Here is a 17,972-nt window from a genome sequence, read left to right on the forward strand (position 1 = left end):
GGCGGTCAGCCGCCGACGTTCAGGGCGACGTACTTCGTCTCGAGGTACTCCTCCATGCCCTCGGCGCCGCCCTCCCGTCCGAAGCCGGACTGCTTCACCCCGCCGAAGGGCGCGCCGGCGTTCGAGACCATGCCCTGGTTCAGGCCGATCATGCCCGTCTCCAGGCGCTCGACGACGCGGAAGGCGCGGTCCAGGTCGCGGGTGTAGACGTAGGCGACGAGGCCGTACTCGGTGTCGTTCGCCATCGCGATCGCCTCGTCGTCGTCGGAGAAGGCGACGACGGGCGCGACCGGGCCGAAGATCTCCTCGGTGAGGACGCGGGCACCGGGCGCGACCTCGGCGAGGACCGTCGGCGCGAAGAAGTGGCCCGGGCCGTCGACCGCACCGCCGCCGGTGAGGACGCGGGCGCCACCGTCCACGGCGTCCTTCACCATCGCGCCGATCTCCTGCACCGCGTCGGCGTTGATGAGCGGGCCGACGTCGGCGCCGTCCTCGGTCCCGCGGGCGACGGTGAGCGCGCCCATCCGCTGCGCGAGCTTGTCCGCGAACGCCTCGGCCACCGACTCGTGGACGATGAAGCGGTTGGCCGAGGTGCACGCCTCACCCATGTTCCGCATCTTCGCGATCATCGCGCCGTCGACGGCGGCGTCGAGGTCGGCGTCGCCGAAGACGACGAACGGGGCGTTGCCGCCGAGTTCCATCGAGACCTTGAGGACCTGCTCGGAGGCCTGCTTGATGAGCGTCTTCCCGACGGCCGTCGAGCCGGTGAAGGAGAGCTTGCGAGCGCGCGGGTCGGCGATGAGCGGCGCCATCGTGTCGCCCGACTTCTCCGCGGTGATGACGTTGAGGACGCCGCCGGGCAGGCCGGCCTCCTCGAGGATCTGCGCGAGCGCGAGCATGCACAGGGGCGTCTGCTTCGCGGGCTTGACGACCATCGTGCAGCCGGCGGCGATCGCGGGGGCGATCTTCCGCGTCCCCATCGCGAGCGGGAAGTTCCAGGGGGTGATGAACAGGCACGGCCCGATCGCCTGCTTCATCGTCAGCACGCGCCCGGCACCGCTCTCGTTGACGGTGAAGCGCCCGTTGATGCGGACCGCCTCCTCGGCGTACCAGCGCACGAAGTTGTTCGCGTAGGCGATCTCGGCCTTGGACTCGCTGATCGGCTTGCCCATCTCGAGGGTCATGAGCAGCGCGATGTCGTCCGTGCGCTCGACGATGAGCTCGTAGGCCCGGCGCAGGACCTCGCCCCGCTCGCGCGGCGCCGTCGTCCGCCACGCCTCCCCGGCGGCGCAGGCGGCGTCGAGCGCGGCCTTCGCGTCGCCGAGGCTCGCGTCCGCGACGGCGCAGAGCGGCTGCCCGGTCGACGGGTCCTCGACGTCGATCGTGCCGCCGCCCTCGGCGTCGCGCCACTCCCCCCCGATGTAGAGCCGGTGCGGCACCGCCTCCACGACGGCGGATTCGCGGGACGTGAGCGCTGACGTCGGCATGGTCCGAGCATAGACGCGGCCGGGAGCACCTCGCGGGCGCGAGCCCGCGGCGGACGCTGGACGCGTGGGCGCCCCCGGACCCGGGTACTCCAGGGGGGTTCGGCGCGTGCCGATGGTGACCTGTGCAACGCTCGCCCCGCTGCAACATGGACCGCCGCCGCCATCGCCCGTCCCGCCCCGTCCTCCTCGCGCGCCTGCTCCTCGCCGGCGCCGCGCTCACCGCACCCCTCGCGGCCGCGCCGGCGGCGCCCGCGAAGACCGTCATGGTCATCGAGGGACGCGGCTTCGGCCACGGCGTCGGCCTCAGCCAATACGGCGCCTACGGCTTCGCCCAGCACGGCCGCTCCTACCGCCAGATCCTCGCCCACTACTACCCGGGCACGAGCTACGGGCGGGTCAGCGGGCAGACGATCGGCGTCGACCTCGCGGACGGCCGCGCGAGCGTCCGCTTCGCGGGGGCGGGGGACGTCGGCGGCAGGGCGGTGGACCCGGGGCGGACCTACCACGTCGTCGTGACGAAGAAGGGGATGCTCGAGCTCCGCGACGACCGGGGCAGGAAGCTCCTGCGCGGCCGCGGCGCGCTCGCCGTCACCCGCGGCGGGGCCCCCGTCCAGCTCCTCGGCCGGTCGGGCGACGGGATCGTCGACGGCGCCTACCGCGGCGCGCTCGTCCTGGTGCCGCAGCCGGGGCGGCGGATCGGCGTCGTCAACCGGCTCGACCTCGAGGACTACCTGCGCGGCGTCGTCGGCTCCGAGAGCCCGTCCGGCTGGCCGGCGGCGGCGCTGCGGGCCCAGGCCGTCGCGGCGCGGAGCTACGCGGTCGCGACCGGCGCCGGGCACGACCTGTACGCCGACACGCGCTCGCAGGTCTACCACGGCGTCGCGGCCGAGTCCGCGTCGACCGACGCGGCGATCGCGGGGACGCGCGGCCTCGTCCTCATGTCCGGTGGCCGGGTCGCCACGACGTACTTCTTCTCGACCTCGGGCGGTCGCACCGAGGCGGTCCAGTACGGCTTCCCCGGCGCCGCGCCGGTGCCGTACCTCGTCTCGGTGAGCGACCCGTACGACACGACCTCGCCGAAGCACACCTGGCGGCTGCGGCTGACGATGGACGAGGCGAACGCGCGGCTCGCCGGACTCGTCCCCGGGCGCCTGCGGCGCATCGAGGTGCTCCAGCACGGCGACTCGCCGCGGATCGTCCGCGCGCGCCTCGTCGGCTCGCGCGGGTCGGCGGTCGTCGACGGCCTGACGCTCAAGTCGCGCCTGCGCCTCTATGACACGTGGGCGCGCTTCAGCTTCGTCACGACCGCGGTGGGGACGCACCGCACGCGGGTCCTCGTCCCGGCGCCGCCTCCGGCGTCCGCCGCCGCGGTGCCCGACGTCCTGCGGGCCTTCACCACGCCGCCCCGCCCCGTGTCCTTCACCGGCTGGGCGTCGTTCTCGGACGTCACCACGCAGGCGCCGCAGCCCACGACCGGCAGCGCGGTCCTCGCCCCCGCGAGCGCGTCCGCGTCCGCCGTCCCGACGCCCGCCACGCCGGCCCCCGTGAAGGCCGCGAGGCCGCGCGTCCGCGTCCGCCGCGTCGTCCGCCTGAGCGGCCGGTTCACCGGCCGCACGCGCCCGATCCGGCTCGCGGTCCAGCGCGGCGCCGGCGGTGGCCGCTGGCGGACGGTCACGAAGCTCCGCACGAACGCGCGGGGCTTCTACACCTACGTCCCGGCCCGCCCGGGGGTGTACCGCGTGCGGACGAGGGCCCTCGCCGGGCCCCCGGTCCGCGTGCGGCTGCCGCGCTGAGGGCGGCGCCGCGCGGTCACGCCTCGCGGCCGAGGCGAACCTCAGGCCGCGGCGTAGAAGCGCACGACCGACTCGGCCACGCAGACGGGCTTGCTGCCGCCCTCGATCTCGTACGTCTGCGTCACGCGCGCCTGCACGCCGCCGGCGACGTCGGTGAGCGCGGCGAGCGTCGCCGTCATCCGCAGCTTCGAGTCGACCGGCACCGGCGCCGGGAAGCGGACCTTCTCGTAGCCGTAGTTCAGCGCGAACGCGATGCCGGTCATCGTCCAGATCTCCTCGCTGAAGACCGGGCCGAGGGAGATCGTGAAGAGGCCATGGGCGATCGTCCCGCCGAACGGGGTCGCCTTCGCCTTCTCGGGGTCGACGTGGATGAACTGGTGGTCGCCGGTGGCGTCCGCGAACGCGTCGATCGCCGCCTGGTCGATCGTCTTCCAGGCCGAGACGCCGAGCTCCTTGCCCTCGTACGTCCGCAGTTCGTCGATGCCGTTGATCGTGAGCATGGCCGCGATCCTATGCGGCGTCAGGCGACCGCGCCCGCCGGGGGACGCGCCCGGCCCGCCCACGCGGCCTCCGCCTCGCCGAGCTCCGTCGTCGGGCGGGTGCCGGGCTCGAGCGACTCGCGCATGAGCGCGTTCCAGTCCGCGCCGGCGCGCAGCTCGCCGAGGACGGCGAAGAGCAGGCCCTCCATGCGGCGGATGAGCAGCGCCTCGGCCGGGACGGTCTGGCGGCGCATCGCCTCGAAGTACGGCGACCGCGGGGAGCCGGCGACCTCCATGATCTCGCGGACCAGATCCGGCGTGATGCGCCGGAAGCCGGGCTCGAGGTACCAGGCGCCCGCGGCCTTCAGCTGGGCGTGGACGTCGTCGACCGGGAAGCTGCCGGGGTCCGGGAGGTAGCCGAGGACCCCGAGCTGGCGGTGCACGCCGACGGCGTCCTCGGCGAGCAGCGCACGGCCGATCTGCCGCTCGCCCTCGAGGTACTCGTCGGGCACCTTGCGCATGAGGCCGAAGTCCAGGAAGCAGACCTTGCCGTCCGGGGTGAAGATGACGTTGCCCGGGTGGGGGTCGCCGCAGGCGAGGTGCTCGCGGTTCAGCAGACCGAAGTAGAAGCGGTAGAGGATCTCGCCGTAGCGGTCGCGCTCGGCCTCGGGCCGGTCGGCGACCGCCGCGAAGCCGACGCCCTCGATGAACTCGGTCACGAGGACGCGGCGCGTCGAGAGGGCCGTGTCGACGGCGGGGATCGTGACGAACGGGTGCCCGCGGAACGCCCGCGCGACGGCGCGCTGGTGCTGCGCCTCGATCTCGTAGTCGAGCTCCTCCCCGATGCGGTCCTTCAGCTCGCCGGCGATCGCCTTCACGTCGAGCCCCGGCGCGAGGCGCTTGACGAGCGGGAAGAGGAGGTTCGCGTTGCGCAGGTCGGTCTCGACCGCCTCGGCGACCCCGGGGTACTGGACCTTGACGGCGACCTCGCGGCCGTCGTGCGTCGTCGCGCGGTACACCTGCCCGATCGACGCGGCGGCGATCGGCTCCTCGTCGAAGGCGGCGAAGACGTCGGACATCCTCCCGTCGAGGTCCTGCTCGAGGACCTTGCGCATCTTCGCGAAGGGGACGCGGGGCGCGTCGTCGCGGAGCTGGGCGAGCTTCGCCTTGAAGTTCTCGCGCTCGCCCTCGGGGACGAGCTCGAAGTCGATCGTCGAGAGGACCTGGCCGATCTTCATCGCCGCGCCCTTCATCTGCCCGAGCTGGGCGACGATCTCGTTCGCGGTGTCCATGGCCCGCTCGCCGAGCTTCTCGTCGGCCTTCTCGTCCGAGCGGAAGCGGTTGGCCGTGTTCGTGCCGACCCAGCGCGCGCCCTGGCCCGCGACGAGGCCGCCGAACTTCGCGGTGCGGCCGAGGCGGGAGGTGGGGATCTTGGGGCTCATGGTCCTCCTGGGTACGGGCGGGAGGCCTCCGAGGATGGCAGCATGCCGCGCATGTCCTCTCCGGCCCCGTTGCTCGTCGTCGACACGCCGTCCCTCCTGTACCGCGCGTTCTTCGCGCTGCCCTCGTCGATCAAAGGCCTGGACGGGCGGCCGGTGAACGGGCTGCTCGGCTGCGCGAACCTCATCCTGCAGGTCGTCGAGGCCCACGATCCGCGCGCGGTCGTCCTCTGCAACGGCGCCGAGGCCGCGCACTACCGGACGGCGGCGTTCGCGGGCTACCACGCCGCCCGCGAGCCGATGCCGGAGAAGCTCGTCTGGCAGTGGGAGCAGGCGCCGGCCTTCTACGAGCGCTTCGGCTGGATCCACCACGCGAGCGAGGACCTCGAGGCGGACGACCTCCTCGGCGCCTACGCGTCCGTCGAACGGGAGGCCGGCGGCCGCACCCTGCTGTTCACCGGCGATCGCGACATGTTCCAGTGCGTCGACGCGCAGACGACCGTCCTCTTCCCCGGCGGGAAGGACGGCCCGTCGGTCGTCGACGTCGCGGAGGTCCGCCGCCGCTACGGGATCGAGCCCGCGCAGGTCCCGGACTTCATCGCGCTGCGCGGTGACCCGTCCGACGGGCTGCCGGGCGCGAAGGGCGTCGGGGAGAAGGGCGCCGCCGCGCTCCTCGCCGAGCACTCGGACCTCGAGACGCTCATCGACCTCGCCGCGCGCGACGCGGCCACGGATTCGAGATCGCTGAAGCCGCGGGTCCGGACGGCCCTCCGCGAGCAGGCGGACGAGCTGCGGGCCTTCCGTCACATCGCGACCCTGCAGCCGGTCGCCGTGACCCGTCCGCCCGACACGCCCACCCGGTTCGCCGAGGCCGCGGAGGCGGCACGGGAGTTCGGGATGGCCCGCCTGGCGGACCGGCTCGCCGCCTGGAGGGCGTGAGCCCGCCGCGCGGTCACCGTCGTCGCGCCAACCGTCACACGGCGACGTGCAGCCGTCGCCCGGGGCCCCGTCGTGCGTCATCATAGGGCGCGCCCGTGACCCGCCGCTCCCTCGCGACGACCGTCGCGGCCGCCTTCGCGGCCGCCTGCCTGCTCCCCGCCGCGGCCCCCGCGGCCGGTCCCGCCGTCCCCGCGGCCGTGCCGCTGGCGACGGGCTGGCAGAAGCTCGCCGACCCCGGCAACGAGGGCGTCGGGGCGGGCTACTGGCGGCCGGACACGCGCCACACGTGGAAGCCCGCGGTGGTCCCCTCGGTCATCACCGGGGCGACGACCGAGGCCGCGTTCAAGGGCTCGGTCGAGTGGTACCGGACGACCTTCACCGCGCCCCCCGCCACGGCCGGGTTCACGGACGACGTCCACTTCGAGCAGGTCCGCCGGACCGCGCAGGTGTGGCTCAACGGGGTGGCGCTCGGGCGCCACGAGGACCCGTACGTCCCCTTCGACCTGCCGACCCGCGGCGCGCTGCGCCCGGGCGCGCGCAACGTCCTCGTCGTCCGCGTGGACAACCGCAAGTCGAGCCGGGTCCGCGAGGGCTGGTGGAACTGGGGCGGCATCACGCGGCCGGTGTCGCTCGTCCCCCGGGGGGCGCTCGAGCTCCGGGACGCCGGGGTCCTCAGCGACGTGCGCTGCGCGGACGGCGGCGGAGACTGCAGGGCGGCCGCGCGCCTGGACGGGACGCTCGTCAACCGCTCCGACCACCCGATCGCCGCGCCGCGGGTGACGCTCGCGCTGAGCGACGGCAGGACGCTGACCCGCACCTTCGCGGCGCGGTCGCTCGCCCCCGGCGAGGAGACGCACGTGCAGTTCGAGCTGCCCGTCCCCGACGCGCACCTGTGGTCCCCGCAGGACCCGCACCTCTACGGCGTGACCGTCACGACGAGCGCGGGCGACGTCGCCCAGCAGGTCGACCGCTGGCGGACGGGGCTGCGCTCGGTGACCGTCGAGGACGGGATGCTGAACCTCAACGGGCGCCAGCTGCAGCTCCGCGGCGCGGCCGTGCAGGAGGACGTCCCGGGCCGGGGGCCGGCCCTGACCGACGCGGACATCGCGCAGACCGTCGCGGAGCTGAAGGCCGTCCACGCGAACGTCACCCGCGCGCACTACCTGCTGAACCCGAAGCTCCTCGACGCGCTCGACGCCGCCGGGATCATGGTCTGGAGCCAGGCCCCGATCTACCACCGCGACGTCCTCCTCGAGACGCCGGCCAAGCGCGACACCGCCCTCGCGACGGTCCGCGGGACGATCCTGCAGGCCCGCAACCACCCGTCGGTCATCACCCACTCGGTCGCGAACGAGCTGAGCCCGGTCCCGGACACGACGCCGGGGACCGCCGCCTTCCTCGCCGCGGCCCGCTCGCTCGCGGCGTCCCTGGACCCGACGATCCCCGTGAGCGTCGACCTCCTGAGCTACCCGGGGTACGCGCGCCAGCGGGCCTACGCGGCGTTCCCGCTGCTCGGCATCAACTCGTACTTCGGCTGGTACACGGGCAAGGCGGAGCACTCGGTCGCCAAGCTCTCCGACCTAGGCCCCTACCTCGACCACATGCGCCGCCTCTACCCCACGCAGGGGCTCGAGGTCACGGAGTTCGGGGCGGAGTCGACGTTCGCCGGGCCGGCGAGCGAGAAGGAGACGTACGCCTTCCAGACCGACTACCTGCGGCGGGTGCTCGCGATCATCGAGCAGCGGCCGTTCATCGGCGGCGCGATCTACTGGACGCTGCGCGAGTTCGCCGTCAAGCCGCACTGGGTCGGCGGCGTGTCGCGACCGGGCGTCGAGCGCAACTCGATCCACCACAAGGGCCTCATCACCTACGACGGGCGCCGGAAGCCGGCGTGGTCGCTCGCCGAGCACGACTTCGCGTCGACCGCGGACTACCGCAGCGTGAGCCCCGCGGCGGCCGCCGGGGTGGCCGACGAGACCGGCGGCCCGGGGCGCCTGGAGGCGCTCGGCCTGGCCCTCGGCCTGCTGCTGCTGCTGGCGCTCGACGGCTGGGTCATCGCGGGCGTCTGGCGGCGGCGCGCGCGGGCGCGGAGCGGCCGCGGCGTCGCGGGGACCCGCTCGGGGCAGCGCGCCGAGGCGACGCAGGAAGCGGCCGGCGCCCGCGCCGCGTAGCGCGTTCCCTACCCTCTGCAGGGTGACGATGATGGACGACCCGGTGGCGCCGGACGCCCCTTCGGGCCGCGACGACGCGGGCCCGGGGCTCGATCCCGCGCGCCTGCAGACGTGCCTCGACGTCATCGCCGAGCTCGACTCGCTGCCGGTCGACCACCCGGACCAGGTCGCGATCCAGCGCGCCACGGCGCGGCTGTTCAAGACCGTGAAGGAGCGCCGGCGGGCCGAGCGGCGCGCGGCCGTGCAGGCCGCCGACCGCGCCGTCCTCGCCGCCACCGCGACCGCCGCGCCCGGCCGCATCGACGACGAGACGGCGGGCCTCCCGCTCGTGAGCCAGGTCGCCGGCAGCACCGCGGGCACGCTCATCCGCCCGCGCCCGTGCTACGTCTGCAAGCAGCTCTACGTCGACGTCGACGCCTTCTACCACCAGCTCTGCCCGGCCTGCGCGGCGCGCCACCACGAGCGGCGCCACGTGAAGGTCGACCTCCGCGGCCGCCGCGCGCTGCTGACGGGGGGCCGCGCGAAGATCGGCATGTACATCGCGCTGCGGCTGCTGCGCGACGGCGCCCACACGACGATCACGACGCGCTTCCCGCAGGACGCGGCGCGGCGCTTCGCGGCGATGGACGACAGCGCGGACTGGCTGCACCGCCTGCGGATCGTCGGCCTCGACCTGCGCGACCCCGCGCAGGTCGTCGCGCTCGCCGACTCGGTCGCCGCCGCGGGCCCGCTCGACATCCTCATCAACAACGCGGCGCAGACCGTGCGCCGGTCCCCCGACGCGTACGCGCTGCTCAGCGCGGCGGAGGCGGCGCCGCTGCCCGAGGGGGCGCGGGACGTCGACGTGCTCGTCCTCGGCGCAGTGCGGGCCGAGCACCCCGCGTCGCTGCCCGCCGGGCTCACGGGGGCGACCGTCGCGGCGGCCGCACCCGTCGACGTCACCGGGCTCGCGCTGACGGCGCGGTCGGCCGGGATGGGCGCCGGGTTCACCGCCGGGACGGGGACGGCGATCGACGCGGGCGGCCTCGTCCCCGACGAGGTGCACGTCAACAGCTGGACGCAGCGGGTCGAGGAGGTCGACCCGGTCGAGCTCCTCGAGGTCCAGCTCTGCAACCAGACCGCGCCGTTCATCCTCGTCAGCCGCCTGCGCGCCGCGATGGCCGCCGCGGAGGCGCGGCGCACCTACGTCGTGAACGTCTCCGCGATGGAGGGCCAGTTCGGCCGCGGCTACAAGGGTCCCGGCCACCCGCACACGAACATGGCGAAGGCCGCGCTGAACATGCTCACCCGCACGAGCGCGCAGGAGATGCTCGCGACCGACGGCATCCTCATGACGAGCGTCGACACCGGCTGGATCACCGACGAGCGCCCCCACACGACGAAGGTCCGGCTCGCCAACGAGGGGTTCCACGCCCCGCTCGACCTCGTCGACGGCGCCGCCCGCGTCTACGACCCGATCGTCCGCGGCGAGGCCGGCGAGGACCTCCACGGCGTCTTCCTCAAGGACTTCGAGGTCTGCGCCTGGTAGGCGCTGCGTCCGCGGGCGGGCGGGCGTCCTCCACCTGCGTGCGACGCGATGTGTCCCCACGCGGGTCTGTGTCTCACGCTGCGCCGGAACCGAGCATCCGGGCGACGCGACGTGCGGTCCGTGCGGCCTCGTCGGGGTGCAGGTCGTCCCACACGAGCCGCAGGACGCGGAACCCGGCGAGCTGGTAGTCCGTGTCGCGGTGGCGGTCGGCACGCATCTGCGCGCGCCGCTCGTGGAACGCGCGTCCGTCGAGCTCGACGACGAGTCGCGGCTCGGTGCGGTAGACGCAGTCCGCGGTGTGACCCGCCACCGCGGCGTTCAGGTCATCGGGAAGCGGCAGCCGGTGCGCCTTGAGGAAGCGCCAGAACCGCCGCTCGAATTCCGACTTCGTGTGTGCGTCGTCGGCCTCGACGAGACGGCTGACGAGTCCGCGCCCCGCCCGTCCCGGCGCACGTTCCTGCGCGGCGCGGATGCCGGCGACGTGCAGCCGCGGGAGGCTGTCCGCCAGCGCACGGTAGGCGGGCCACGGCAGGACGTCGGCAAGGTCGACGAGCGTGCGCGGGATCGCCGTGACCCGGAACGGCGACGGGCGGAAGACGTCGGCCCCGTCGAGCGTCGCCACGCGGTGGACCCGCAGTCCCGTCCGGCTGCGGATCGTTCCCGTCACGCTCACGTGGACGTCGCCGTCCGGCTCCACGGGCCAGCCGTGATAGCCGGCGGCGGAGTGGTGGGAGAGGGTCGCCGACGGCCCGCAGGCCCACTGCGCCGCCAGCCAGTGGCCCTCGTCTCGCAGCGCGGTGTGGCCGAACGCGTAGACCCCCGCATGGACCCGGGTGAGCCGGCACGCCTCCCGGCGCGTCTGCAGCTGGGCGTCGGTGAGGCCCGCGGCCAGCAGGTCGGAGCTCCGCAGCAGCCCGAACTGGCGGTTCGCGAGGTTCAGGAGCCGTTCCTCGCGCGGCGTGAGACGCAGTGTGCCCATGTGACCTACTAGGTCGCACGCTGCCGTTCTCGCCCCCTCGGGGGCGCGCCGCGTCACCCGGAGAGCCGGGCGAAGCGGTCGATCGTGTAGTACGCCTCCTCGTCGGCGATCATGCGGCTCGGGTCGATCGCGATCGATGCGGGCACCCCGTGGACGCCGTAGCGGACGGTGAGCCCCGCGACCTTGTCGTCGATCGCGTGCTGGATCGTCCGGAAGAGCCGCGGGACGGTCGCGACCGACGCGTACCGGGCCGGCGGATGGACGGGCGAGCCGTGACGGACCCGCAGCGTCGGCGGCGTCTCGGGCGCGCAGAAGCACGAGATCCGCACGCGCATCCGGTAGCTCGTGATGCGCGCCGCCTTCCAGCTCGCCCGCGCCTTGTCCAGGCGCGCCTGCAGCGTCCCGTCGGTGATGTGCGGGTCGGGCGTGCTCGGCGGCGTCTGCGCCCCCGCCGGCCCGGCCAGCGCCCCCGCGACCGCAACGCCCAGCACCATCACACGCATCCGCATGCGCCTGACCCTACCCGCGCCGCCACCCCAACCAGGCCTGAATGAAGATTCACGGTGCCCTGGACCCCCGGAACCTTCGTTCACCTTCCGCGCGCGGGGGGATCGCCCTCGCCGTCCATCGCCCCCGGGGCGATCTACGGCGTGAACTTCACCGTGATGACGTCCCCGTCCTGCATGACGTAGTCGCGGCCCTCGAGGCGGAGGGTGCCGCGGTCGCGGGCCTGGGCGTAGCCGCCGGCCTCCAGGAGCGCGTCCCACGGGATGACCTCGGCGCGGACGAAGCCCTTCTGGATGTCCGAGTGGATCTGGCCCGCGGCGTGCCAGGCGGTGAGGCCGTTCTTCAGGTGCCAGGACTGCGCGCGCTTGCCCTGCCCGATCGTGAAGAACGCGTTGAGGTCGAGCAGCGAGAACGCGCCGCGGACGACGCGCTGCAGGCCGGACTCCGAGACGCCGAGCTCGGCGCGCATCTCGGCGGCCTCCTCGTCGTCCATCTCCGACAGCTCGGCCTCCATGCGGCTCGAGACGGCGACGACGCCGGCGCCGTTCGCGGCGGCGTGCGCGGCGACGGCCTCCGGGATCCCGTCCTCGCCCTCGTCGATGTTCGCGACGAAGAGGACGGGCTTCGCGGTGAGGAGCTGGACGGTCTGCCCGCGGTCGACCTCGGGCGGCATCGGGACGGTCCGCGCGGGCTTGCCGGTCTGGAGGACCTCGGTGAGCTCCTCGAGCCACTTCTGCTCGGCGATCGCCGCCTTGTCGCCGCCGCGCGCGTCGCGGGTGACCTTGCCGACCCGCTTCTCGATCTGCTCGAGGTCGGCGAAGATGAGCTCGGTCTCGATCGTCTCGATGTCGCGCATCGGGTCCACGGAGCCGTCCGGGTGGATGATCCCGGCGTCGTGGTGCGCGCGGACGACGTGGACGAGGGCGTCGGTCTCGCGGATGTTCGCGAGGAACTTGTTGCCGAGGCCCTCGCCCTCGTGGGCGCCCTTCACGAGCCCGGCGATGTCGTGGAAGTCGATGTGGTCGGCGACGATGTCGCTCGCGCCGATCATCGTCGCGACCTTCGTCATCCGCTCGTCCTCGACGGGGACGACGGCGATGTTCGGCTCGATCGTCGTGAACGGGTAGTTCGCCGCCTCGGCGCCCGCCTTCGTCAGCGCGTTGAACAGCGAGGACTTGCCCGCGTTGGGCATCCCGACGATTCCAACCTTCATGGGCATGGCTTACGACGTCCTTGGCTTGAAGAGGGTGCCGACGGCGGTGCCGAGCACGGCCCCGGCGACGATGTCGGTCGGGTAATGGACCCCGAGGTACACGCGGGAGAGCGCCATCGCGCCCGCGGTCACGCGCAGCGGCGTCGCGGCCGGCCCGACGAGCGGCGCGAAGGCCGCCGCGGCCGCGAACGACGAGGACGCGTGGGCGCTCGGGAACGAGAGCTTCGTCGGCGTCGAGATGAGGGCCGGGAGGCCGTCGAAGAGCGGCCGCCGGCGACGGAAGATCTGCTTCAGCGCCGTGTTGGCGACGTAGGCGGTCCCGACCGCCCCGGTCGCCCGCAGCCAGGCGTCCCGGCGCCCGCTGTCGACCGTCGCCCCCGCCGCGCCGAGCGCGAGCCAGCAGGCCGCGTGCTCGCCGAGGCGGGAGAAGGACCGCACGCGCGCCACGTGCTCCGGCGTCCGGGCGAACCCGCGGATCGCCCGGTAGGCCGCGACGTCCGCCGCCGCGAGCCGCCGGCCGGCCGGGCCGGACGCGCGCAGGGCCAGCAGCGCGCGGCGGGAGCCGGGACTGCGGGCGGGCGGGAGGGAGGACGCGGGCATGGCGGGTGCAGGTTAGACCCCGCCGCCGGGCGGACGCCGCGCGCCACCATGCGTCCGCGTGCGGTTGTCCGTGCGCCCGGTGGGGCATGCTGGCGCGATGCGGATCGCCCTGATCGTCAACGCCGCCTCCGGGTCGGGCACGGAGGAGACGTCGCTCACCGACGGCCTGCGCGCGCGGGGAGCGACGGTGCGCGAGGTCGCGCTCGACGCCCTCGACGGGCTCACCGCCGACCCGCCCACGGACCTCGACCGCATCGTCGCGGCCGGGGGCGACGGCACCGCCGGGCCGGCGGCGGCCCTCGCCGCGGCGGCCGGCGTCCCCCTCGCGCTGATCCCGACCGGCACGGCGAACGACCTCGCCCGCGCGCTCGGCCTGCCCCAGGACGACCTCGACGCGGCCCTCGACCTCGCGTCCGGCGGCACGAACGAGCGCCGGGTCGACGTCGCCGACGCCGGCGGCGTGCCCTTCGTCAACGCCGCCTCGGCCGGACTCGCCGTTCGCGCGGCCGAGCGCGCGACGCCCCTCAAGCGCGTCCTCGGCCCGCTCGCCTACGCGGCCGGCGCGCTGAGCGCAGGCCTCACGGCGCAGCCGCTCCGCGTCCACGTCCGCACCGGCGAGGAGACGCTCTTCAGCGGTCGCGCCTGGCAGGTCATCGTCGCCGGCACCGGGGCGTTCGGCGGCGGGTCGCACCTCGAGGAGGCGGAGCCCGGCGCGCTCGACGTCGCCGTCGTCGCCGCCGGCCCGCGCTGGGAGCTCGCCCGTCGCGCCCAGGGCATGCGCCGCGGCGACCTCACCGAGCAGGACGGCGTCGTCCGCGGCCGGGCCGCCGCCGTCACCGTCGAGGGTCCCGAGACCTTCAACGTCGACGGCGAGGTCCGCTCCGTCCCCGGCGGCCGCTTCACCGTCGGCCCCGCGGCCCGGGTCATCGTCCCGTGAGCGCCGGCCGCCTGCCCGTCCCCGCCGCCCGCGTCGCGTACCCGGCGGCGATCGCCGCGCTCGGCGCCGCCTGGTACGCGTCCGGCTCCCTCCGCCACCGCCGCGAGCAGGGGTCGGGCTACGAGCTCGGCACCCCCGCCCCGCCCGTCGGGGACCGCGCCTTCCTCCGCACCGCCGAGGCGCTCACCGCCGCCCCGATCTCCACCGGCGACGAGATCGAGCTGCTCATCAACGGCGAGGAGATCTTCCCCGCCTTCCTGGAGACGATCCGCTCGGCGAAGAGGACGCTTAACCTGCTGACCTACGTGTACTGGCGCGGAGACATCGCGACCGAGGTCGCCGACGCGCTCTGCGCGAAGGCCCGCGAGGGCGTCGAGGTGAACGTCCTGCTCGACTGGATCGGCACGGTGAAGATGGACCCGGCGATCATCGACGAGCTGCGCGAGTGCGGCGCGACCGTCGCGAAGTTCCGCCCGCCGAAGCCCTACGCGATCCGCCGCCTCGACAACCGCACGCACCGCAAGCTCCTCGTCGCCGACGGCGAGGTCGGGATGACCGGCGGCGTCGGGATCGCCGACGAGTGGACGGGGAACGCCCAGGACCCCGATCACTGGCGCGACACCCACGTGCGCGTGCGCGGCCCCGTCGTCCGCGGCCTCCAGGGCGCCTTCATCGAGAACTGGCTCGAGGCCACGGGGACCGTCCTCGTCGGCGAGGACCACCTGCCCGACCTCGACGCCCGCGCCGAGGGCTCGATGGCGATGCAGGTCGTCCGCTCCCAGGCGGGCGTCGGCGACACGAACGTCGAGGCGCTCATGTTCCTCGCGATCGCCGCCGCGCAGAAGACGCTCGACCTCACCGCCGCGTACTTCGCCCCGCGCCCGGCCTTCACCAACGCGCTGTGCGAGGCGGCGGACCGCGGCGTCCGCGTGCGCGTCCTCGTCCCCGGGCCCCACGCCGACAAGCAGCTCGTCCGGGCCACCGGGCAGGAGACCTACGCCGAGCTCGTCGACTGCGGCGTCGAGGTGCACGAGTACCAGCCGACGATGCTCCACGCGAAGACGCTCGTCGTCGACGGCGCGTGGTCGTCGGTCGGCTCGGTGAACTTCGACAACCGCAGCTTCCAGCTCCAGGACGAGGCGACGCTCTGCGTCCAGGACGACGCGTTCGCCGCCGACCTCACGGCCCAGTTCGAGCGGGACCTCGAGCGCGCCGAGCGGATCCGGCCCGGCGCGTGGGCGCGGCGCCCGCTGCGGCAGCGGGCGCTCGAGCGGGGCCTGCGCCTGATCCGGCGCGAGCTCTAGACGCCGGGTCGCTCAGGCGCCGAGGCCGAAGCCGACGCGCTGCGGGTCCTTGTCGACCTTGAGCCAGAGGACGTGCTGGAGGTTGATCTTCACGGTGCCGTCCTCGGCGTCGACCTGGTGCCACCCCTCGCTGCCGACCGCGGACTGGAGCTTCAGCAGCTCGTCGTCGGAGACGCGGAGGGCGACGGGCGGGCTGGCGTGGAAGCCGATCGAGATGCGCTGGGCCATGACCGGAGCCTAGTGGCCCGCGGCGGGCTGGACGATCTCCGTCAGCACCCCGCCGGTCGACTTCGGGTGCACGAAGGCGACGCTCGAGCCGCGGATGCCGATGCGCGGCGTCTGGTCGATGAGCTGGATGCCGGCGGCGGCGAGGCGCTCGAGCTCGGCCACGATGTCCGTCGTCTGGTAGGCGACGTGATGGATGCCGGGGCCCTTCTTCGCGAGGAACTTGCCGACGGGCGTGTCGTCGCCGAGCGGCGCGAGGAGCTCGACGTGGTTCTCGCCGACGTCGAGGAGGACGGCCTCGACCCCCTGCTCGGTGACGGTCTCGCGATGCACGAGCGTCATCTCGTAGTCGCGCTCGTAGAGCACGAGCGCGGCGTCGAGGTCGGTGACGGCGATGCCGATGTGATCGATCCGGGCGAACATGGCGGCGAGTCTACGTTTTGCCGCCTTCGCGCGGCGGTGAGCCGGGTCCGTCCCGCGGGTAGGGTCCAGCCCGTCATGACGCTCGTGCTCGTCATCGCCGTCCTCGTGGTCGTGCTGCTCGCCGCGGTGCGGGTCCGCGCGCGCTGGACCCTCGTCGACGCCCGCCGCGCGGCCGACCGCGACTGGGCGACCATCGACGAGCTCCTCGCCCGGCGCCACGACCTCGTCCCGTCGCTCGTCTCGACGGTCAAGGGCTACACGGGCGCGGAGGACGAGGCGCTCGAGCGGCTCGTCGCCGCCCGCGCCGCCGCCCGCGCCGCCAGCGGCCCGGCCGCCCGCGGCGCCGCGGAGACGGCGCTCGGCGACGCCCTGGCGCCGGTCACGGGCGCGGGCGCCCGGCACCCGCAGCTCGGCGCGGCACCCGCCTTCGTCCGCCTCGTCGACGAGCTGACCGGCCTGGAGGACGAGCTGCAGGCGGCGCGCCGGCGCTACAACGGCAGCGTCCTCACCTACGCCGCACGCACGCGGGCGCTGCCCGGCCGCCTCGTCGGCGCGCGCGGCTTCCCGCCGCGCGAGCCCTTCCCGCTCGAGCCGCCCGCGGGTTAGGCCGCCGCGGCGCTCCGCCGCGACCGCTCGAGCTGCGCCCCCGCGAAGGCGAGCAGCGCGACGACCGCGATGACGGCCGCGTAGACGAGCGACGTGCTGCGCAGGCCCACGTGGACGGCGGCGAACCCGGCGATGACGGCGGGCACCGAGAACGCGAGGTAGCTGATGACGTACGCGAGCGCGAAGACCTCGCCACGCTCGTGCGGGGCGGCGATGCGGGCGAGCGTCCCGAAACCTCCGAGCGCCGCAGCGCCGAACCCGACGCCCGCGATGACCGTGCCGACGACCGACGGGACGAGCAGCTCGCGGTCGAGCCCGACGAGCGTCACGAGCACGCCGGTGACCATGAAGGCGGACGCGAGGCGCAGGACGTCGCGCGTGTCGCGGTCGCGCAGGACGTAGGCCGCGAGGGCGCCGGTGCCGCAGAGCGCCGCGACGACGAGGCCGCCGACGAGGTGGCTGTGGACGCCGAGCAGCGCGGCGGCGACGGACGGCCCGAGTGACATGTACAGGCCACCGAGCGACCAGCTCGCGAGCAGGGCGGGGGTGATCGCGAGGACGTCGGCGCGCAGGTGCGCCGGGAGGCCGACGCGCGGGCGCAGCGAGGCCCGGGCGCCCGCGCGCTGCGGAGAGGTCTCGGGGGCGGCGAGGACCGCGACGGCGGCGACCGCCAGGGCCGCGAGCAGGACGACGAAGACAAGCGTCGTCGGGCCGGGGGCGAGCTGCACGAGCAGCCCGCAGCCGAGCGCGCCGATGGCGAGGCCCGCGAGCGGGGCGACGCCGTTGACGACGCCGCCGCGGCGCGGGGCGTGCCCGGGCTGCAGGTCGATGAGCGTCGCGCCGAGCGTCGAGACGGCCGCACCGGTCGCGAAGCCCTGCACGACCCGGGCGAGGCCGAGGACCTCGACGTCCCCCGCGACGAGGAAGAGGACGAGCGACAGCGCCTCGCCGGCGATCGCGGCGAGGAGGACGGGACGGCGGCCGACGTGGTCCGACAGGCCGCCCACGGTGAGGAGGGCCGCGAGCAGCGCGAGCGCGTAGACGGCGAAGACCTCGGTGAGCGTGCTCGACGAGAAGCCCCAGCGCTGCTGGTAGACCGCGTACAGCGGCGAGGGGACGGCGGACGCGGCGGGGAACGTCACCGTGATCGCGGCCATCGCCCAGAAGGCGCGGCCGTGGGGCAGGCGGCCGGACGCCGCGCGACGGCCCACCGGGGCGGTGGAGGCGGGCGCGGCCGGACGCTGGTCGGGGGCGGCGGTGGCGGTGGCGGTGGCGGTGGCGGTGGCGGGAGGCATGAACGGGCTTTCGTCAGGCTCGAGGGCTAACGCAAAAGAGGCTGCGT

17 protein-coding genes are annotated in these 17,972 nt (G+C 74.7%); 7 read left to right on the forward strand and 10 right to left on the reverse strand.

The genetic code is table 11. From position 1 onward, the window contains the following. Positions 1-5: 5 nt before the first annotated feature. Positions 6-1,487, reverse strand: a complete 1,482-nt coding sequence (locus NBH00_RS24470; protein ID WP_254571180.1) for an NAD-dependent succinate-semialdehyde dehydrogenase — start codon at positions 1,485-1,487, stop codon at positions 6-8. Between the two features lie 122 nt (positions 1,488-1,609). Between NBH00_RS24470 and NBH00_RS24475 the strand changes: the two genes are divergently transcribed. Beyond that, positions 1,610-3,280 carry a SpoIID/LytB domain-containing protein gene (locus NBH00_RS24475; protein WP_254571181.1) on the forward strand — a complete coding sequence of 557 codons (1,671 nt, stop codon included), beginning with the start codon at positions 1,610-1,612 and terminating at the stop codon, positions 3,278-3,280. Positions 3,281-3,321: 41 nt separating this feature from the next. On the opposite strand, the gene NBH00_RS24480 is transcribed toward NBH00_RS24475, so the two are convergent. Beyond that, positions 3,322-3,789: a MaoC family dehydratase gene (locus tag NBH00_RS24480; RefSeq protein ID WP_437126633.1), complete on the reverse strand. Its 468-nt coding sequence runs from the start codon at positions 3,787-3,789 to the stop codon at positions 3,322-3,324. A gap of 11 nt (positions 3,790-3,800) precedes the next feature. Beyond that, entirely contained in the window at positions 3,801-5,201 is a 1,401-nt protein-coding gene (locus NBH00_RS24485) for an ABC1 kinase family protein (RefSeq protein WP_254571183.1), read from the reverse strand. Positions 5,202-5,252: 51 nt separating this feature from the next. Here NBH00_RS24485 and NBH00_RS24490 point away from each other — a divergent pair, with 51 nt between their 5' ends. From NBH00_RS24490 to NBH00_RS24500, 3 genes are all read left to right on the forward strand, one after another. Further along, the gene (locus NBH00_RS24490) at positions 5,253-6,137 is read left to right on the forward strand and encodes a 5'-3' exonuclease (RefSeq protein ID WP_254571184.1); all 885 of its coding nucleotides are present in this window, start codon (positions 5,253-5,255) and stop codon (positions 6,135-6,137) included. Between the two features lie 95 nt (positions 6,138-6,232). After that, positions 6,233-8,308: a glycoside hydrolase family 2 protein gene (locus NBH00_RS24495; protein ID WP_254571185.1), complete on the forward strand. Its 2,076-nt coding sequence runs from the start codon at positions 6,233-6,235 to the stop codon at positions 8,306-8,308. A 31-nt stretch (positions 8,309-8,339) separates the two neighbouring features. Then, positions 8,340-9,836, forward strand: a complete 1,497-nt coding sequence (locus NBH00_RS24500; protein WP_437126634.1) for an SDR family NAD(P)-dependent oxidoreductase — start codon at positions 8,340-8,342, stop codon at positions 9,834-9,836. Positions 9,837-9,909: 73 nt separating this feature from the next. Here the strand turns inward: NBH00_RS24500 and NBH00_RS24505 are convergent, their stop codons facing one another. The 4 genes from NBH00_RS24505 to NBH00_RS24520 all read right to left on the reverse strand — a co-directional run bounded on the left by NBH00_RS24505 (position 9,910) and on the right by NBH00_RS24520 (position 13,135). Continuing rightward, the gene (locus tag NBH00_RS24505; protein WP_254571186.1) at positions 9,910-10,815 is read right to left on the reverse strand and encodes a type IV toxin-antitoxin system AbiEi family antitoxin domain-containing protein; all 906 of its coding nucleotides are present in this window, start codon (positions 10,813-10,815) and stop codon (positions 9,910-9,912) included. A 53-nt stretch (positions 10,816-10,868) separates the two neighbouring features. Continuing rightward, positions 10,869-11,324 carry a DUF6174 domain-containing protein gene (locus NBH00_RS24510; protein WP_254571187.1) on the reverse strand — a complete coding sequence of 152 codons (456 nt, stop codon included), beginning with the start codon at positions 11,322-11,324 and terminating at the stop codon, positions 10,869-10,871. Positions 11,325-11,458: 134 nt separating this feature from the next. Beyond that, positions 11,459-12,541 (reverse strand): redox-regulated ATPase YchF, encoded by a 1,083-nt coding sequence (gene ychF, locus NBH00_RS24515; RefSeq protein ID WP_367401275.1) that lies wholly within the window; start codon positions 12,539-12,541, stop codon positions 11,459-11,461. 3 nt (positions 12,542-12,544) lie between these two features. After that, positions 12,545-13,135 carry a phosphatase PAP2 family protein gene (locus NBH00_RS24520; RefSeq protein ID WP_254571189.1) on the reverse strand — a complete coding sequence of 197 codons (591 nt, stop codon included), beginning with the start codon at positions 13,133-13,135 and terminating at the stop codon, positions 12,545-12,547. A 97-nt stretch (positions 13,136-13,232) separates the two neighbouring features. Between NBH00_RS24520 and NBH00_RS24525 the strand changes: the two genes are divergently transcribed. Together NBH00_RS24525 and NBH00_RS24530 are read left to right on the forward strand one after the other, a co-directional pair. Then, positions 13,233-14,072, forward strand: a complete 840-nt coding sequence (locus NBH00_RS24525; RefSeq protein WP_254571190.1) for a diacylglycerol/lipid kinase family protein — start codon at positions 13,233-13,235, stop codon at positions 14,070-14,072. Beyond that, positions 14,069-15,376: a phospholipase D-like domain-containing protein gene (locus NBH00_RS24530; RefSeq protein ID WP_254571191.1), complete on the forward strand. Its 1,308-nt coding sequence runs from the start codon at positions 14,069-14,071 to the stop codon at positions 15,374-15,376. Before NBH00_RS24525 ends, NBH00_RS24530 begins: the two co-directional genes overlap by 4 nt. Before the next feature lie 12 nt (positions 15,377-15,388). Here the strand turns inward: NBH00_RS24530 and NBH00_RS24535 are convergent, their stop codons facing one another. Together NBH00_RS24535 and mce are read right to left on the reverse strand one after the other, a co-directional pair. Further along, positions 15,389-15,604: a hypothetical protein gene (locus tag NBH00_RS24535; protein ID WP_254571192.1), complete on the reverse strand. Its 216-nt coding sequence runs from the start codon at positions 15,602-15,604 to the stop codon at positions 15,389-15,391. A 9-nt stretch (positions 15,605-15,613) separates the two neighbouring features. Next, on the reverse strand, positions 15,614-16,024 hold the full coding sequence (gene mce, locus NBH00_RS24540; protein WP_254571193.1) for a methylmalonyl-CoA epimerase: 411 nt from the start codon (positions 16,022-16,024) through the stop codon (positions 15,614-15,616). A gap of 75 nt (positions 16,025-16,099) precedes the next feature. Here mce and NBH00_RS24545 point away from each other — a divergent pair, with 75 nt between their 5' ends. Beyond that, complete coding sequence (locus NBH00_RS24545; RefSeq protein WP_254571194.1) at positions 16,100-16,630, forward strand: LemA family protein; 531 nt, start codon at positions 16,100-16,102, stop codon at positions 16,628-16,630. On the opposite strand, the gene NBH00_RS24550 is transcribed toward NBH00_RS24545, so the two are convergent. Further along, complete coding sequence (locus NBH00_RS24550; protein WP_254571195.1) at positions 16,627-17,925, reverse strand: MFS transporter; 1,299 nt, start codon at positions 17,923-17,925, stop codon at positions 16,627-16,629. The two genes, NBH00_RS24545 and NBH00_RS24550, sit on opposite strands and share 4 nt — an antisense overlap. Positions 17,926-17,972 lie beyond the last annotated feature (47 nt).

This window comes from Paraconexibacter antarcticus, assembly GCF_024220175.1.
Lineage (GTDB): Bacteria > Actinomycetota > Thermoleophilia > Solirubrobacterales > Solirubrobacteraceae > Paraconexibacter > Paraconexibacter antarcticus.

Excerpts from the sequence above, each read along its gene's own strand:
- NBH00_RS24485 (WP_254571183.1), bottom strand. The coding sequence starts at position 5,201 with ATGAGCCCCAAGATCCCCACCTCCCGCCTCGGCCGCACCGCGAAGTTC.
- NBH00_RS24545 (WP_254571194.1), top strand. The coding sequence starts at position 16,100 with ATGACGCTCGTGCTCGTCATCGCCGTCCTCGTGGTCGTGCTGCTCGCC.
- ychF (WP_367401275.1), bottom strand. The coding sequence starts at position 12,541 with ATGCCCATGAAGGTTGGAATCGTCGGGATGCCCAACGCGGGCAAGTCC.
- NBH00_RS24510 (WP_254571187.1), bottom strand. The coding sequence starts at position 11,324 with ATGCGGATGCGTGTGATGGTGCTGGGCGTTGCGGTCGCGGGGGCGCTG.
- NBH00_RS24500 (WP_437126634.1), top strand. The coding sequence starts at position 8,340 with ATGGACGACCCGGTGGCGCCGGACGCCCCTTCGGGCCGCGACGACGCG.
- NBH00_RS24525 (WP_254571190.1), top strand. The coding sequence starts at position 13,233 with ATGCGGATCGCCCTGATCGTCAACGCCGCCTCCGGGTCGGGCACGGAG.
- NBH00_RS24490 (WP_254571184.1), top strand. The coding sequence starts at position 5,253 with ATGTCCTCTCCGGCCCCGTTGCTCGTCGTCGACACGCCGTCCCTCCTG.
- NBH00_RS24535 (WP_254571192.1), bottom strand. The coding sequence starts at position 15,604 with ATGGCCCAGCGCATCTCGATCGGCTTCCACGCCAGCCCGCCCGTCGCC.
- mce (WP_254571193.1), bottom strand. The coding sequence starts at position 16,024 with ATGTTCGCCCGGATCGATCACATCGGCATCGCCGTCACCGACCTCGAC.
- NBH00_RS24550 (WP_254571195.1), bottom strand. The coding sequence starts at position 17,925 with ATGCCTCCCGCCACCGCCACCGCCACCGCCACCGCCACCGCCGCCCCC.
- NBH00_RS24505 (WP_254571186.1), bottom strand. The coding sequence starts at position 10,815 with ATGGGCACACTGCGTCTCACGCCGCGCGAGGAACGGCTCCTGAACCTC.
- NBH00_RS24470 (WP_254571180.1), bottom strand. The coding sequence starts at position 1,487 with ATGCCGACGTCAGCGCTCACGTCCCGCGAATCCGCCGTCGTGGAGGCG.
- NBH00_RS24520 (WP_254571189.1), bottom strand. The coding sequence starts at position 13,135 with ATGCCCGCGTCCTCCCTCCCGCCCGCCCGCAGTCCCGGCTCCCGCCGC.